We start from the raw sequence: 16453 nt of genomic DNA, 5'->3' as shown, positions 1-16453 counted from the left end.
GACCGGGGGGCAAAGCAGATGCAGATTCTGCCGCATTGGACGGACTCAATTCAAGCGCCTAGCATCACGCTCGCCATGGATCAAATCCTCGCCACGATGATCACGCTGACGACCTATGGTACGTGGCTTCGCGGCGATCAGCGCGGTTGGGTCGAAAACGGAAAAACGCTCCCACCCGATCCGGAACTCGAAACCGCCGATCGGCACCGTTCGCAGCACAAGCCATTTCTATTCGCCGAGTCGCAGTTCCTATCCGTGGGACGTTGCATCGGAGACTCGTTGCGACAAAGAAAGAACGTTGCTCTTCTCGCCCTCACCGTGCAATCCTGGCACTGCCACGTCGTGATGGGGCCCACGGACCACCCCATCCCCGACATCGTAAAATGCGCCAAGGATGCGGCGCGCTATGGCCTCTGCGTCGGCCGCCCTATCTGGACCGACGGATACGACAAGCGCTTTTGTTTTGATCGGGCGGCAGTGCGCAACAGGATTGATTACGTCGAACGCCACAATCTCGAATTAGGGCTTCCCGCCAAGCCGTGGGATTTCATCGTTCCGTTTGCCCGCGCGCAACCCCTTTGAGCCCCCGGTCAATGACCGGGGGGTTATTGCCTCCATAACCGGAGGGTTTTTGCCTCAATGACCGGGGGATTCTTGCCACCAAGGCTTCGTCGCCCGGAGGGCGTTCCGGCGCGCCGGAATTGCCAGGCGTTTCAACGCCTGGAGAGATGGTTGCCAGGGGTTTCAATCCCTGGAAGCCTGGTAAACCGCCCGCCCAAGAGCTACTATTGTGATGTCGAGCCGAGACTTTCTGATAGCGCTTTCTGGTAGTGCTGACCGGACGAACCGGTCTCTATAGCCTCGACGCACAAGGAGAATTTCATGAACAGCCTTCGATCATCCCTGGCGGTCATACTTCTCATCTCCCTGGCGAGCTGTGCGGCAAAAGAGGGGGACGTTCGCACAGAAGGACCCGACGGTCATAAGGCGGCAGGCCCCCAAACCGCGATCGCAAGGATCGACCCGCAGGATGCCAAGCCCCGGATCGATTCGGGCGCTGCCCTCCTGGTGTGCGCTTACGACAAGCCGGAAAAGTTCCACAAGAACCACCTGCAAGGCGCGCTCTCGCTCGACCAGTTGCAGGCCCGTGAGTCCTCGCTGGCGAAGGAGAGCGAGATCATCTTCTATTGTGCCTGACCGAAGGACGCCAGCGCTGCCCGTCGGGCAGCCGAATATCGGGGCAAAGGTTTCATCAACGTCAAGATCCTGAACGGCGGCGTCGCCGCCTGGAAGCAGGCGGGCTACGGTCTCGTGTCCGAGTCGTGATAATGACCAGCCCGAAGGGATGACCGTTAGTAGCCAGTGGTAAGCGCAGCGCCGCCACTGGACCGCAGCCCGCGCTTGCCATCCCGACCCCATAGGGGTCGAATTACGCTCTGTCGCGATACGGGTTACAAGCCCTCCAAACCTGCCCTCCCCGCGATGCTGTCTTATGTGCCGCAGCTTAGTCGCCTGGGTGACTGCCTTCGGTATTGGTACAGTTTGAATTATTCACGCTTGTCGGTACGCGCGCCGCACCGAGGACAATGGTATTCGTAGTTGCCTGCCAGCATGAGGTAGAGAGAATGCGGGATAATGTGCCAGAGGAACCACAAGATCGACTCGAATCGGTTGCGGGGCGGAACGAGCTTGGCGGGCCCGCGATAACCACAGTTCGGGTTGGGGCAGTTTATCTGTTTTTGTGACAACATCGCGGCTGGAATGCTACCACAGCTGGCCCCGCCCTCAGAAACATGATACTCAGCCCCGCCGCCGCCTCGATCGCGTAGCCAAAGGCAAACACGCAGAAAACAAGGCTAATGTACTCGGTTCCGGAATGTGGGCGATCCAAGCCTCAGTAGCACCCGTTGGGTTTAGACCATAGCCCGTGATCGTCGATCCGTCTGCCGAGATTCCGCTCGCAATTTGGAGAGTCCACCCGGAAATATCCATGCCAAAATCGTTTCCCAGGACATCCGCCAGCGGTCTCAGGCCATCTGCCTGAGTCCACAAGAAGGCACGCAAACCGAGCGGACTATTGCCGTATCCGACAATGACAGAGCCGTCGGCGGAGACGGACGTGGCTTGGCTGTCATTTCCGCCCGGCAGATAGCCCAAGCCGACCATTCCATCTGATTCAGTCCAGCGGAATGCCTGATCATTTACCCAGGGAGATTGACCGCTAAGACCCACGATGACCGAACCATCAGCGGAGACACTCTGTGCGCAGCTGAACGAGCTGCCGTCAGGCAGAAACCCAATGCCCACCATCCCTTCCTTCTCTGTCCAACGGAATGCCTCTTGCTGCCCGAGCATGTTGTAGCCGCAGCCTGCGATCAGCGAACCATCGGCAGACACGCCACCGGCGGCGCTTGAATATCCTCCAGGTAGCTGGCCCAAACCGATCATGCCATCTTCCTGTGTCCATCGGAACGGCTGATCTTGGTCCGAGTCATTCACGTACCAGCCGACGACAACAGAGCCATCCGCCGAGACTCCTCTGGCACCGCTAAGATAGGCGCCGGCGGACTGTCCCAATCCAGAGATTCCACTCGCTTGAGTCCAACGAAACGCCTCGTTGGTGGAATACGAAGAGTTAGCCGATCCTGCGATGACGGAACCGTCGGCGGACACGCCATAAGGAATAGTCAATATACTTCCGGGAAGAAATCCAAGGGGAGTCATGCCACTTGAGCGGGTCCATCGGAACCCCTGGTATAGCCCGGGCGAATAACTGTATCCAACCACCGCTGAACCATCCGCCGACAAGGCGTTTGCAACGCTGACGGTGCTACCGGGAAGATGGCCCAGGCCCATGAAAGAGGGCGGATCAGCGTCGGCGCGGGCGGGTGCGGGGAATGACGTTTGGACAAGCGCGATGAGAATTTGGAAGAAGCACCGCGAATCATGGGGGGACGATGGGCCGTCATCTCTGGACTCGGGGACCAATAGCTGGTGATTCACGGTTGTCCTGAAAAAAGCACGCGGCATTAAGGCTCCCCCTCGTCGTAGGAAACCCGCGGCGCACACCTGAGTGGGAGGCTCGCGGATTTGTTTGCATCATATCACAAAAGGATGTGTAGGTGTGCATGCGGGGCCGACACTATTCGGAGTCTTAGGACAAAGCATTGCCCTCCCTAGGAAAAATCAAACACTGCCCAAAGAGTCTTTGAAAATGTAGGGAGGGCATTCTAGGGGGCCTCCCGCCACGTCGAAGTCGCAGATCCGCTCGCCTGGTCGAGTCGCCTGGGCGACCTGGGCGGGTCGAAGATCCAGAGTCTACCCGCCGCAGTGGGTGGTGAACCCGCCGTGTCAGCAAGACCTCGCCTTGGTGGTGGGGGCAGGCAATCAGGCCAATCCTTCAGGGCCTTCTCACCCGCCCCGACCAACACCACCCTCCCCCACGGTCACCTGCTCTCCTGCTCCCTTCCCCTGCTCATCATTCCCAAGCCCCTGACCCCTGACCCCTGTTCTCTTGACTCCGTTCGCCCCTCCGTGCCTATGTGCCTCAGTGACTTCGTGCCTCTTTTCACAGGGAGCGCGAAGCAAGTATAGAGGGCAGGAACAGAAAAAAGCGGCGCAGCCGCCATTGTCGTCGAGCTTATGGCTTACGGCTTATGGCTGAAGGCTCACCGCCCCGGAGTTTCCCCGCCATGAACTGCGATCAATCCGAAACGTCGTTTGGTAGTCCGGCCCTGTGTGCCTCCGCGCCATCGTGCCTTGTCGGCCTATTTCACCTTTGTTCGGCTTTTTCCGGCCAAAAAAATATCTGCGTCGATCGGCGTCATCTGTGGATCGATTTCGCTCGTTCTCGCTCGATTTCGGCCCAAAAAAATCTGCGTCCATCTGCGTTCATCTGTGGTTACGTTGCTTCTTCCGCGTTCCCCACCTCAAGCCTCAGGCCTCAGGTCTCAAGCCTCTATCCGTTCCGGCCCGTTCCGCCTTGTTCCACCAACAAAAAAAACCTCTGTGTCCTCGGTGCCTCTGTGGTGAACGACTTTCGTTTCCTGCATTCCCCTACCGCTGCATCGCCTCGAACAGCGCCCGGAAGTTGCCCTCGCCGAATCGCTGGCTGCCGCACCGCTGGACGAGTTCGAAGAAGATCGGCCCCGCGTTGGGTCGGCGGAACTGCACCGCCTGGTCCTGGCAGAACGCTTGCAGGAGATACCCGCTCTTGTCCCCATCCACGAGGACGCCCAGCCGCTCGATCTCCTCTATGCTCAGCGACAAACTCGGCACGCCCTGCGCGCCCAATCGTCCGGGCAGCGCCTGATAGTACGCCTTGGGTGTCGGCATGAACGAGACGCCATTCGACCGGCAATGCCCCGTCGCCTTCGACATATCGGCCACGGCGAGCGCGACGTGCTGTATCCCCGGCCCGCGGTTCGTATCGACGTGCAATTGCACCTGCGACTCCGCGAACCGCGGTCGCAGCGGCTCGTTCGTGACCATCCGAATCCCGCTCGCCGCATCCTCCATCGCCACCGCCTTCAGACCGCTCCCCACGCCCGGCCGGAAGTCTTCGGTGTGAAACTGCACGTTCCAGCATCGCGAAAAGCCCATGACATGCTCGTAGAACGCCAGCATCGGCATAAGCGTCCGCGCGTTGGCGGTCAGGTGATCGATGCCCGCCAACCCCAGCGGGTTGTAGGCCGCGTCGAGCGTGTCCAGGCGCTCCATCCCCGGCGGCAGCGCATCCGCCGCGTCCGGCGTCTGGATGAACGCAAACTCGACATCGCCGAGCGGCGTCGCGATCGCCAGCGTCCGCCACGGGCCAGCCGGCGTATCCTCGCTGCGAATGAAATCCGTGGCCGCGGCGTTCCGCTCCAGAAGCTGCGCCTCGGTCGCCTCGATGTCCTGCACGAGGAAGTTCACCCGCGCGATGCCCTCGGGATGCCGCTCAAGATACCGCCGCACCGGCGAGCCCGGATAGGCCGGCTCGTTCAGGAAGACGCCGACGTCCCCGCAGCGCAGCCAGCTCCGCCGCGTCCCGCCCGCCTCTTCCGCCGCGCCGGTGCTTTTGGCCAGATGCTGAAACCCGAACCCGTCCGTCAAGTGCGCCACCCACGGCGCGGAATCAAAGACGGAGATCTCGAGACTATGCAATCGTTCGATGCCCAGTGTCGCTTTACCCATGATCGTACCCCTTGTGCCACAGACTCTAAGCCTGCGAAGTCGAAGGACCGGTCCTATGGATTTATCGGCTGCTTAGGAGAGGAAGGGCGACCGGCGGTAGCGGCCCCCGTCCCGGGGGCCGAAGAGGACCGCGGCGCGATCGCATTGCCATGGGCGCGGGTTTTTGATCGCAGACAACTCAGCATTAGACGTCCGCCGAGACGCCGGACGCTACGCCGTTCCGAAAAGCCGATCCCCCGCATCCCCCAGCCCCGGCACGATATAGCCATGGTCGTTCAAATGATCGTCCACGGCGGCTGTGAAAATCGCCACATCCGGATGCTGCTTGCAGAGAAAGTCGATCCCCTCCGGCGATGCGACCAGGCAAAGCACTTTTATGCGATCCGCACCGGTCTCCTTGATAACATCAATCGCCGCCGCCAACGAGCCCGCCGTCGCCAGCATCGGATCGATCACGATGACGTCCGTTTGCGCAATGTCCGGCGGAAGCTTCTTGTAGTACGTGACCGGTTTGAGCGTCGTCTTCTCCCGATAGATGCCCAAGTGCCCCACCCGCGCCGCGGGCAGCAGTTCCAGAATCCCCTCGACCATGCCCAATCCCGCGCGAAGGATGGGTACCAGCGTCAGCCCCCGCGCAAGCACCTGCCCCTCGCAGGGCCCCATCGGCGTCTCAATCTTCCGCGGCGCCGTGGGATAGTCGCGCGTAATCTCAAACGCCATCAGCCGCGCGATCTGCCCCAGCAGTCGGCGGAATTGTTCCACGCCCGTGTGCTTGTCCCGCGCGACCGTCAGCTCCTGCTGCACGACGGGATGGCGGATGACGGTCACATTGGGCCAGGTGCGTGCGCTCATCGGCCGTCTCGCCCCATCGCGATGGATTTGCAATTCCCCACGCCGCCTAATCCTTCACAACGGGATACCCCGCCTCGCGCCAGGCCTTAAAGCCGCCGTCCATCGAGATGACATTTTGATAGCCCATCTTCATCAGGCTCTCGGCCGTGAGCGCGGAGCGAAACCCGCCGCCGCAATAGACGATGATCTCGGCGTTGGTATCGGGGATGGCCTGCTCGATATCCCGCTCGATGATGCCCTTGCCGAGGTGGACGGCCTTGGGCAGATGCCCAGCGGCCCACTCGCTTTCTTCGCGGACGTCGACCAGAACAAACTTGTCCCCGCGATCCAGCCGCGGTTTCACCACCTCGATCGTCGTTTCGCGAATGCCCTTCTTGGCCTCGTCGACGAGCTTCAAAAATCGCGGTGCATGTCTCGCCATGGTGGATACCTCCGATCCGAGTACCGGCCAAGTCCTCCCCGCCGAATTGTGGAAGGCCGCGCCCCGACCGTCAAGGTTTGGACGCCGGCCGCCTCAGCGGATCGATGCGCACTCCGTTTGACACCTGCCCACCTCCTCCCTAAAAGCGCGGTGATGGTGATGTGGAAGTGGTTCGCCGGGTGGTTCGCCGGCTTTGCAATTGCGGCCCTTGTCTCGATGCTCGTCGCCGGACTCCGCACCGCCCGGCGGCGCCGCCGTCTCTACCAGGACGCGATGCAGCTCTGGCAACAGACCGCGCCGCAAGCGCGCCGCACTGTTTTTAGGAAGTACGTCGAGGGTCTGGACCTCAGCGCCCCCGCCTGGTACCTGCTCGGCTGCGCGTACTTGCAGGAGGGCCGGCCCCGGCTCGCGGCGCGGGCCTTTGGCGTTGCCCACCACGCGGATTACCGGCTGGAAACGGCCGCGCTGTTGACGTTCGCCTGTCTCAAGGCCCGGGAAGGACCCGACTCCGATATCATTGACCAGACGATTCAGACCTGGCACGAGATGCGCGAGCCCGACCTCGCGCGCCATGCTCCCGATCGACTTATGCTCGACGGTCTGGCCTCCATGGAGTCTCCGCCGGCGCTCTCCCCGCTCGGTCAACTGATCTGGCTAACGGTCTCGGATCCGCAGCGCCGTCAGGTTGAGAAAAGAGTCGCCAATGGGAGCGTCACGGGGGCGGTGTTGCGCGGGTGACGGCGTCCGGAGCGTTAGGGGCAATTTCGAATGATGAACTAAATCGCCAGCTCCAGCAGTTGCTTCGGCGTCGTGGTCAGGTTGTCGTGGCCCGTTTCGGTGACGACGACGAGGTCCTCGATGCGGATGCCGCCCCAGCCGGCGTAGTAGAGGCCCGGTTCGACGGTGACGGCCATTCCCGCCTCGACTTTTTTCTGGATTGTCTTCTTCAGGCGCGGGTCTTCGTGGATCGCCAGGCCGACGCCGTGACCGGTGCCGTGTTGGAAGGCGTCGGCGCAGCCTTTGGAGGCGAAGAAGTCGCGGCAGAGGGCGTCGAGTTCGTGGCAGGTCTTGCCCGGGCGGATGCCGTCGAGGCAGCGCTTCTGCGCTTCGAGCACGAGGTCGTACACCTCGCGGGTCCGGGCATCGGCCTTGCCCATGTAGATCATTCGTGTCAGGTCGCCGCAGTAGCCCTGGTAGATGCCGCCGAAGTCGAGCAGGACGAGTTGATTCTTCTCCAGCTTGCGCGTTGGCGAGGGCTCGTAGTGCGGATTGCAGCTCGTCTCGCCGAAGGCCACGATCGGGTTGAAGCTGTTGCCGTCGCTGTTCTCGCGGAGGTAGTTGCCGATGGCCAGGGCGACGTGTTTTTCCGTCATGCCCGGCTTGATGTAGCCCGCGATGTACTTGAAGCAGTCGCCGGTGATGGCCTGGGCCTTGCGGATCAGCTCGACTTCGTCGGGGCCCTTGCGGACGCGGATCGTCGCCAGGATTTCCTCGGCGGGCGACCACTCGTATTTGGAGGCCTCCTTCATCAGGCCCGTCGCGTCGCAGTAGAGGAGGGCGTCCTGCTCGAAGCCGACGCGCTTCGCTCCCGCGGGCAGGAGGTCCGTGATCTTTTTGGCGAAGACTGCCGCGTTGGTCGGCGACTCGATCTGTTGGGCCGTCACGCCGGGCAGCTTGGAAGCGCCGGTGATGTAGCGACCGTCGCAGAGGAGGTCGCAACGGGCCGCGTGGATCAAGGCGAAGCCTTCGGGGTCGCCGAAGGGCTGGACGTCGCCCGGCATCATGGGCTTGAAGCCGGTGATGTATTGCACGTTCTTGGGGTTGGAGAGAAACAGGGCGTCCAGCGACGCGGACTTCATGGCGGAGCGGACGCGATCCAGGCGGTTGGCGTTCATGAGACGACTCCCCTGCGTTGAGATACCAAGACGCGGTTTGTTGTATCCGGCCGGCGCTCTTTTGGCAATTGAAGCCGATAGGCGAGTGAAACGAGCGATTCGTCGTCCCCCACAGAGGGGGGACGCTACGGCTTGCGGGCCGGCGCGCGGCGCGCCATAGTAGCGCCGGCGGGAGACAGAGGTCCTTCGTTTTTTGAGAGGAGTCTACCCATGGCGACACGACGCGATTTTCTTGGTGGTCTCGGGGTTTTCGGCGGGTTGGCACTTCTGCCCGAACAGCTTGGCGTGCTCCCGGCGATGGCGTTTGATGAGCCGGGCGGCGGGCCGCCTGCGAATTACACTCTGCCGCCGCTGCCCTACGACTACAACGCGCTGGAGCCGTACATCGACGAACAGACCATGCGCATTCACCACGACAAGCATCACCAGGGCTATGTGGATGGTCTGAACAAGGCGCTGGCGGGTCTGGCCGCGGCCCGTGATGCGAACGACATGGCCGATGTCCCCGGTCTCTCGCGGCAACTGGCCTTCCACACGGGCGGCTTTTTCAACCACATCGTCTTCTGGAACAACATGGCCCCGGCGGGTAAGGGTGGTGGAGGGAAACCTGATGGCAAGCTCGCCGCGGACATCGCCCGCGACTTCGGCAGCCATGAGAAGTTCCTCGCCCACTTCACGACGGCGACTGAGAAAGTCGAGGGCAACGGCTGGGGCATACTCGCCTACCACCCCGCGCTGCGACGGCTCGTCGTCCTGACGATCATGAACCAGCAGCTTGGGACGCCGGCGGGGACCGTCCCGCTGCTCATGTGCGACGTCTGGGAACACGCGTACTATCTCAAGTACCAGAACAAGCGGGCGGACTACGTCAAGGCGTGGTGGAACGTGGTCAATTGGAAGAATGTGTCCGAGCGGTACTACGCGGCGATGGCGCATGCGTGAGCCGAGCCGCACCGGCTATTAGCCGGTGCCTTAAGGGCGGACGATGAACTGCGTAAAATGCCATGCCAAGATTGAGGCGGACAGCAAGTTCTGCAAAAGCTGCGGCGCCGCGGTTAACGATGCGGACGCCGCCAGCGCGGCGAGCGCGCCGCCTGCGACGGCGGACTCCAACCCGCTTTCTGCCGCTGTGACCCGCGCGGCGGACCCTTATCGCGACCCGGCGCTGGAGAAGCAGGTCTGGGAGGGCCGGCCGGCCTGGAAAGCGTACTATGGGGTTTGGCTACTCTGGCTGCTGGTGAGCGTTGCCGTCTTGTACGCCGCCCTCAAATGGACCGTCGCCGGCTCGACGGGGCGAACGGCCGCATGGCTCTTGATCGGCGCGTCCGCGCTCACATTACTGGTGCGCGAGGGGCTCGTCATTTTCAGCCGGCGCTATCGCCTGACGACGCAGCGGCTGTTCCTGCACCGCGGCATTCTCACGCAAACGACTGATCAATTGGAGCTGGTCCGGGTCGAGGATGTGCGCCTTCGCCAAGGGGTCGTGGACCGTATCGTGAATACCGGCGACATCGAGATCATCAGCTCCGACGAGACCGACAACAAGCTGGTCCTTCAATCCGTGAGCGCTCCTGCGGAAGTCGCGGAACACGTCCGCCGTAATGTCCGCGGGGCGAGGGGCAAGGGGGCGCTGTTTGTGGAGAATGTGTGACGCGGGCGTCACGATCGTTCAAGACGATGGGCCAGGAGGATGCCGAGATAGACGCCCGCCAATCCCAGCGCCACGCTCAGGATGAGATACAGGCCGGCGCGGAATGAGTGACCGCTCCGCGCCAGTTCATAGATCTCATAGGCAAATGTCGAGAAGGTCGTGTAGGCCCCGACGAAGCCCACGGCGATGGCCAGCCGCAGGGCGTCCGACACGACGCGATCGCGGATCAGCGTGAGAAAGAACGCCAGCAGCACACAGCCCGTCGCATTGACCACGAGCGTCCCCGTCGGAAAGCCGCGCGGGGCGAGGACGGTGACGGCGCCGCTGACGGCGAACCGGCAGATGGAGCCGACGAAGCCGGCCAGACCAATCAGTGCCGCCGTGGAGAGCCAGTTCATAGACTTGCGGGACAGGATGCTACTTGTTCGCCTAATCGATACGACGCAACGTGGCGCTGTTCCCAGAGATCCGTGGCGGGGGTGAACTTCTTGATGTCGGAGCGAGCGAGGTCGAGTTCCAACGCCTGCGAGCCGTCCGCTTCTCGCCGGATAATTGCCCCGTCGGGATCGACGACGAGCTGCGCGGAGTCAGACGCCACGATGACGTAAACACGGTTCTCCGCGGCGCGGGCGCGGGCCATGACCTCATCCGCCACTCGGCCTTTGGCGACGACGACCTGCGCCCCGGAGAGCGCGTGACAGCGTAACGGCGGAAAGGTCGCCAGCTCGGACGCCGCAACCTTTGCGACCCGCGCCCCGGCGGATTGCAGGGTCGAGAAAATACCATCGGCGTCCGCGCGGAGTTGGATCGTACAACGACCGCCGAGCGTAGCGGCTCGATACGGGGGTTCCGGGCTCAGAACGCGCTTGAGCGTTGCGGCGTCGATATTTGGAGGCTTGGAGTCGTGCGGCGTCATTTCAGCGGTGATCAAATGCTCGCCCTCTGCCTCGGCCTGAGCCAGAACGCGGCCCTCTGCGGAGACGATACGGCTCTGGCCGACGTACTCGAGGAAATCACCCTCCCGACCGCTCTTGCTGGCGCAGGCGAAGGGGACGCCGAATTCCATGGCGCGGGCGCGGATCAGGAAATCGGGGTGGATATTGCGATAGACGCGGCGCTCCTTGCTGGCGTTGACCCAGGCGGTCGGGAGGATCATGAACTGCGCGCCTTGCGCCGCGAGCGTCGCGGCGATTTCCGGCGCGCGGGCGTCGGCGCAAATGAGGACGCCCATCCGGCCGAATTCGGTGTCGAAGACGGAGAGTTTTTCCGCCGGGCTGAACCAGCGATTGTCGCAGTCCCAGAGGAAGCTCTTGCGGGCGATGCCGACGACGGCCCCGCCGCGATCGATGACCGCGGCGCTGTTGTAGAGCCTGCCGCCGGACTCCTCAACGAAACCGACGACAAGCCACAGTCCATGACGCTCGGCGTATTTCGAGAAGCGGTCCAGGACGACGGGCGTGCGCTCGATGTCGGTCTGCATGTAGCGGGTTGCGGACTTGAGCCAATAGGCGGGATAGGTCGCCTCCGGCAGGACGAGCAGGTCCGCGCCGGCCTCTGCGGCCTGATTCGCGAGTCTCTCCACCACCTGCCAGACGCCCGCCGACTCCGCCAGCGTCATCGCCTGCATCTGGCCGCATGACACGATCATTCAACGTTCTCCTGTACGGCCGGCGGCGCCGCTCGGCGGCGCAGCCGCGACCGCTGCATGATAGACGTTTTTGTCGGTGATGCCAGCGGTTGTGACCGACGCCCGTAAATTGCTGGTAATGCCACTGTCCATATAATCCGTTGTCGGCCAACAGACCGCGCCGGCGCGAGCGAGCAAAGATGGACAAACGCGATTATTACGAAGTGCTCGGCGTCTCGCGTGGCGCGGACGATACGGATATCAAGAAGGCCTATCGCCGCCTTGCCAAACAGCACCATCCCGACGTCAACAAGGGCAACAAGGACGCGGGGGAGCGATTCAAGGAAATTCAGGAGGCCTACGACGTCCTGTCCGACAAGGACAAGCGCCAGCGATACGACCAGTTCGGCCATGCGGGCGTCGATCCGCGCTTTGCCGGGGCCGGCGGGCCGCAGGCGTGGTCTTCTGCTGACGGCGTTCCGATCGACTTCGAGAATCTCGGCGACATCTTTGACTTCGCCTTCACCCGCGGCGGCGGCGGTGCAAGGGGGTCGGGCTCGGTCTTCGAGCGGTTCTTCCGCGAGCGCGGCGATGGTCGCGAGGCCGCGTCCACGGCGACGATGCCCGCGCAGGACGTTGAGCACGCTGTCCTGCTGACGTTTGACCAGGCGATTCGCGGGACGACGCTGGAATTGCAACTGACCGGCTCGCGCGGGAGCGAGACGATTTCCGTCAAGATTCCGCCGGGCGTCAACGAGGGCCAGCGGATCCGCATCAAGGGCAAGGGCAACATGAATCGGCGCGGGGCCGGAGACCTGTATGTTGTCTGCAATATTCAGCCACACGCGTATTTCCGCCGCGTCGATCATGACATCTACCTGGAGGCGCCGCTGACGATCGTGGAGGCGGCGCTGGGTGCAAAGATCGATCTGCCGACGCTGGACGGCGTCCGCACGGTCACCATCCCCCCGGGGACGGCCAGCGGTTCGCGGCTGCGGCTGGCGGGGCTCGGCGTCGCCAATCCGAAGACGGGCCAGCGCGGCGATCAATTTGTGGTCATCAAGATCGTCCCGCCGCCGCTGCCGACGCCGGAGCAACGGGAGCTGCTGGATCGACTGGCCGCATCCAACGTGGGCGCTCCGCGCGAAGGGCTGTGGTCGTGAGCCCTATCACTCGGCGCTCCCTGTTGGTCGCGGCTCTGGTGACGGCCTATCTCTCCGGCCAACCCCGCGCGTATGGGCAAGGTGAACCTCCCACAACAACGGCCCGCGTTAATGAGGCGGCATCGCAGCCCGCCTCCGCGCTCTCCGGCGACGAGCGCCTTCTTCACTGGCGGCAGGTCTTTTTCTGGGCCGCCGTCCTACTGCTGATCTTTTTCATCGCTGCATGGGTCATCATCCGTTTTTCCCTTCGCTATCGGGCGTACCTTTTTCGTGAAAAGCCGCCGCCTACGCCGAGCGAGGACGTATGGAGGATGCACCGGGTTCCGGAACATGATGTGCAAGAGGGCGAACCGAGAGAGGAATAGCTATTGCCGCGGATGGAATTTCTGGTGGATGGATTTCAGGCGGCTGGAGTCGACGTGCGTGTAGATCTGCGTCGTGGCGACGTTGGCGTGGCCCAGGAGTTCCTGAACGATGCGCAGGTCGGCCCCGCCTTCGAGTAGGTGCGTCGCGAAGCAGTGGCGGAGGGTGTGCGGGCCTACCGGGATTTGAATGCCGGCCATGCCCGCGTAGCGGCTGACCAGCCGCCAGATGTTCGTGCGGTCGAGCGGCGAGCCGGTTCGCGAGACGAAGAGGGCCTCGATGTCGCCGGCCGCCAGTGTCATCGCTGGGCGCAAGGACCGAAGGTACTCGCGGACGGCGTCGATGGCATGGGAGCCGATCGGCACCACCCGCTCTTTACCGCCCTTCCCGAAACAGCGGGCGTAGCCGACGTCGAGATTCACATCCTTGACCCGCAGGCCGGCCAATTCCGAAACGCGCATGCCCGTCGCATAGAGCATTTCCATAATCGCCCGATCGCGGGCGTAAAAAGGTTCGCCCGGTTGCGGGGCAGCGAGCAGGTCTTCTACTTGACGCTGCCGGAGCGTGTGCGGCAAGGTCTTCCACTTCTTGGGCGTTTCCAGGAGGGAGCTCACATCGGTCGTCGCCGCGCGGACCATGAACAAGTAGCGCAGGAACATCTTGACCGATACGAGATGACGAGCGATGGACGAGAGGGCCAGCCGGCGTTCCGAAAGGCGGACAAGATAGGACCGCACGGTCAGCGTCGTCACGTGATCGACGGTGCGGACGTCCCGGGCGTCCAATTCGACAAGAAATTCCCGCAGGTCCCGGGTGTACGCCTCGATGGTGTTGGCCGCCAGACCGCACTCGGATACGAGATAATCGACGAATTGCCGCAACAAGACCGGCCAGTTCGCCGACGGACTTCCCGCGGATGGGCCGGAGACGCCCAGCGGGACTTCCGCGATCTCGGGCCGCGGAATCGTCGGGGGGCGTCGTACGATCTGAGGCTGCACGAAGGACCGCCTTCCCAAACAACGAAGGTGGCGAGCCTCCGCGGACGTCAGACCATTTATCGACCTCTGTGTCGAGCCAAGTTGAGCGTAGAGACACACTTGGTTCGCGACCGGTCGGCCATTCGCCCGATGCGCGATGAGATTGGCGGGGGCTGGTAAAAAAAAGAGGCATGGCAAACAATAACCGGCCGTTGACGGGCGTTTTGGATGGTAAGGCGGGATTTTTCGTCGCATTTCGGCATTCGACGAAGGAGCGGCTCGCCGGGGTGAGGGAGTGGTTCTCATGGATGCCTATCGAGTTGGAAGGTCCGTCTGCGCTTCGGTTCTAATTACGCTGTTTTTTGCGATCCCGCTTTCCGCTCAACCTCAACCACCGGTGCCGCCCCTGCCACCGCCGCCCGTACCACCGCAAAACCCCATCACGGAAGAAAAGCGAATCCTCGGAAAGCTTTTGTTCTGGGACGAACAGTTGTCCAGCGACAACACGGTTGCCTGCGGAACCTGCCATCGCCCTGCCGTCGGCGGGAATGATCCACGCATTGCGCGTAACCCGGGGCTGGACCTCATTCTGAATACGCCGGATGACAAACTCGCTTCGCCGGGAGTCATCAGTTCGGACACGACCAACAAATTCAGCATTGATCCCGTGTTTGGTCTGCTCCCACAGATTACAAACCGCGCCGCCAATTCGTTCATGTTCGGCTTTTTCGCGCAGGACATTTTTTGGGACGGCCGGGCCCGATCGGAGTTCACCAATCCGGAGTCGGGCAATGTCAGCATTCCGCTGGGCGGTGCGTTGGAGAGCCAGGCCATCGCACCGATCCTCAGCAGCGTCGAGATGGGACACGTCGGCCGCTCATGGCCGGAAGTGATCGCCAAGTTGGCTCTCGTCACGCCGATGATTCTGGCTGCGAATCTGCCCGCGGACATCGCGGCGGTCCTGGACAGCAATCCCAGTTACCCTGATCTCTTCGCCGCCGCCTTTGGCGATCCGGCCATCACCGCCGAGCGGATCGCCTATGCGATCGCCACCTACGAGCGGACTGTCGTGCCCAACCAGACGCCCTGGGATGCGTTCAATGCGGGCAACCAAAACGCGCTGACGCCGAACCAGGTGCAAGGACTGAATGTCCTTCGCGGTTCCCCTTGCACGATCTGCCACGTCCCGCCGCAATTCACCAATAATACGTTTCAGAACATCGGCCTCCGCCCCCTCGCCGAAGACAACGGGCGGCAGGCGGTGACCGGCCTCGCGGGGGATCGGGGCCGATTCAAAGTGCCCACGCTGCGCAACGTCGGACTCAAGCCGACGTTTATGCACAATGGGCAGTTCTCCACCCTGGGTCAGGTGATCGGGTTCTATGCCAACGGGGCCGCCCAATTCCCGGACAATCGCTCGCCGATCCTGCCCGTGGCGCTGCCGCCGCAGGCCGTACCGCAGGTGATCGACTTCCTGGTGAACGGGCTGACCGACCCTCGGGCCGCGGCGGAGCAATTTCCGTTTGACCGGCCGATGCTCTTTTCCGAACGGCCCAATCGCAATCCGTCCATCGTCGGCGCGGGCACGCCGGGGACGAATGGTATCGTTCCCGCCATGATCGCGGTGAGCCCGCCGAACGTCGGCAACATCGACTTCAAGATCGGCGTCGCCTCGGCCCTGGGCGGCGCGCAGGCCTACGTGGCTTATTCGGAATCAGCGCCGGTCAATGGGCAGCTTGTTAATCCGGTGTTGAACGGCCCGATGACGCTCGGCGGCGCAGGAGCAGGCGCAGGGTTAGGAACCTGGCAATGGCCGATCGATCAACTCGCCGTGTCGGCCTGTGATGTGTACCTGCAATGGCGTGTCGAGGATCCCGCCGCCGCGGACGGCATCGCGCTGTCACCCATCGCCCATCTCCGAATGATCCCCTACCTGTGCGGCGGGGATATGAATTGCGATGGCGTAGCAAACGGTCTCGATGTGCAGGCGCTGACGGAGGCGATGCTCGATCCCGCCGGGTACGCGGTGCACTATCCTGATTGCAATGCGGCCCACGGCGATTTCAACGGAGATAATCTGGTCAATCTCGCCGACGTTCAGCCGTTCGTTGAGGAGGCGATGCAGGAGCCGTAAGGCATCGATAAAAAAACCCACCTTCACGCTCACGCGGGAAAGTGGGTGGATCGAGGCTGACGGGACTCGAACCCGCAACCTCCGGCGTGACAGGCCGGCGCTCTAACCAATTGAGCTACAGCCCCAATGAAGAGGCAAACGGCCACGATATTCGTGGCCGTGAGGGAAGGAAAGTATAGCGCGGCGATTTGAGTG

General features: G+C 62.7%; 16 protein-coding genes and 1 tRNA gene. 8 read left to right on the top strand and 9 right to left on the bottom strand.

The window, feature by feature from the left end; all coding sequences use genetic code 11:
* The first annotated feature begins 75 nt into the window (after positions 1-75).
* Together VJZ71_19025 and VJZ71_19020 are read left to right on the top strand one after the other, a co-directional pair.
* The gene (locus VJZ71_19025) at positions 76-582 is read left to right on the top strand and encodes a hypothetical protein (GenBank protein HKQ50176.1); all 507 of its coding nucleotides are present in this window, start codon (positions 76-78) and stop codon (positions 580-582) included.
* Between the two features lie 300 nt (positions 583-882).
* Positions 883-1197, top strand: a complete 315-nt coding sequence (locus VJZ71_19020; protein ID HKQ50175.1) for a hypothetical protein — start codon at positions 883-885, stop codon at positions 1195-1197.
* Between the two features lie 603 nt (positions 1198-1800).
* On the opposite strand, the gene VJZ71_19015 is transcribed toward VJZ71_19020, so the two are convergent.
* The 4 genes from VJZ71_19015 to VJZ71_19000 form a co-directional block, all read right to left on the bottom strand.
* On the bottom strand, positions 1801-2724 hold the full coding sequence (locus tag VJZ71_19015; GenBank protein ID HKQ50174.1) for a PEP-CTERM sorting domain-containing protein: 924 nt from the start codon (positions 2722-2724) through the stop codon (positions 1801-1803).
* A gap of 1332 nt (positions 2725-4056) precedes the next feature.
* Positions 4057-5175: a VOC family protein gene (locus tag VJZ71_19010; protein ID HKQ50173.1), complete on the bottom strand. Its 1119-nt coding sequence runs from the start codon at positions 5173-5175 to the stop codon at positions 4057-4059.
* 210 nt (positions 5176-5385) lie between these two features.
* Positions 5386-6027: a uracil phosphoribosyltransferase gene (gene upp, locus VJZ71_19005; GenBank protein ID HKQ50172.1), complete on the bottom strand. Its 642-nt coding sequence runs from the start codon at positions 6025-6027 to the stop codon at positions 5386-5388.
* Between the two features lie 46 nt (positions 6028-6073).
* Complete coding sequence (locus tag VJZ71_19000; protein HKQ50171.1) at positions 6074-6448, bottom strand: rhodanese-like domain-containing protein; 375 nt, start codon at positions 6446-6448, stop codon at positions 6074-6076.
* Between the two features lie 159 nt (positions 6449-6607).
* Between VJZ71_19000 and VJZ71_18995 the strand changes: the two genes are divergently transcribed.
* On the top strand, positions 6608-7186 hold the full coding sequence (locus VJZ71_18995) for a hypothetical protein (GenBank protein ID HKQ50170.1): 579 nt from the start codon (positions 6608-6610) through the stop codon (positions 7184-7186).
* A 38-nt stretch (positions 7187-7224) separates the two neighbouring features.
* On the opposite strand, the gene VJZ71_18990 is transcribed toward VJZ71_18995, so the two are convergent.
* Complete coding sequence (locus VJZ71_18990) at positions 7225-8343, bottom strand: Xaa-Pro peptidase family protein (GenBank protein ID HKQ50169.1); 1119 nt, start codon at positions 8341-8343, stop codon at positions 7225-7227.
* 210 nt (positions 8344-8553) lie between these two features.
* On the opposite strand from VJZ71_18990, the gene VJZ71_18985 reads away from it, so the two are divergent.
* Positions 8554-9285: a superoxide dismutase gene (locus VJZ71_18985; GenBank protein ID HKQ50168.1), complete on the top strand. Its 732-nt coding sequence runs from the start codon at positions 8554-8556 to the stop codon at positions 9283-9285.
* Between the two features lie 43 nt (positions 9286-9328).
* Positions 9329-9994: a PH domain-containing protein gene (locus VJZ71_18980; GenBank protein ID HKQ50167.1), complete on the top strand. Its 666-nt coding sequence runs from the start codon at positions 9329-9331 to the stop codon at positions 9992-9994.
* A gap of 8 nt (positions 9995-10002) precedes the next feature.
* Here the strand turns inward: VJZ71_18980 and crcB are convergent, their stop codons facing one another.
* Both crcB and VJZ71_18970 read right to left on the bottom strand, forming a co-directional pair.
* Positions 10003-10392, bottom strand: a complete 390-nt coding sequence (gene crcB / locus VJZ71_18975; protein HKQ50166.1) for a fluoride efflux transporter CrcB — start codon at positions 10390-10392, stop codon at positions 10003-10005.
* On the bottom strand, positions 10389-11642 hold the full coding sequence (locus VJZ71_18970) for a nitrilase-related carbon-nitrogen hydrolase (protein ID HKQ50165.1): 1254 nt from the start codon (positions 11640-11642) through the stop codon (positions 10389-10391). Before VJZ71_18970 ends, crcB begins: the two co-directional genes overlap by 4 nt.
* A gap of 179 nt (positions 11643-11821) precedes the next feature.
* Here VJZ71_18970 and VJZ71_18965 point away from each other — a divergent pair, with 179 nt between their 5' ends.
* Both VJZ71_18965 and VJZ71_18960 read left to right on the top strand, forming a co-directional pair.
* Entirely contained in the window at positions 11822-12784 is a 963-nt protein-coding gene (locus VJZ71_18965) for a DnaJ C-terminal domain-containing protein (protein ID HKQ50164.1), read from the top strand.
* On the top strand, positions 12781-13149 hold the full coding sequence (locus tag VJZ71_18960; protein ID HKQ50163.1) for a hypothetical protein: 369 nt from the start codon (positions 12781-12783) through the stop codon (positions 13147-13149). Before VJZ71_18965 ends, VJZ71_18960 begins: the two co-directional genes overlap by 4 nt.
* Here VJZ71_18960 and xerD read toward each other — a convergent pair whose 3' ends face one another.
* Positions 13150-14145, bottom strand: a complete 996-nt coding sequence (gene xerD, locus VJZ71_18955) for a site-specific tyrosine recombinase XerD (protein ID HKQ50162.1) — start codon at positions 14143-14145, stop codon at positions 13150-13152. It abuts the gene before it with no gap.
* 283 nt (positions 14146-14428) lie between these two features.
* Here xerD and VJZ71_18950 point away from each other — a divergent pair, with 283 nt between their 5' ends.
* Entirely contained in the window at positions 14429-16258 is a 1830-nt protein-coding gene (locus VJZ71_18950) for a cytochrome c peroxidase (GenBank protein ID HKQ50161.1), read from the top strand.
* Between the two features lie 51 nt (positions 16259-16309).
* Here the strand turns inward: VJZ71_18950 and VJZ71_18945 are convergent.
* Positions 16310-16383, bottom strand: a tRNA-Asp gene (locus VJZ71_18945).
* Positions 16384-16453 lie beyond the last annotated feature (70 nt).

It is taken from the genome of Phycisphaerae bacterium, assembly GCA_035275405.1.
GTDB lineage: Bacteria > Planctomycetota > Phycisphaerae > UBA1845 > UTPLA1 > DATEMU01.
This window is presented reverse-complemented; position numbering and strand designations above follow the sequence as displayed.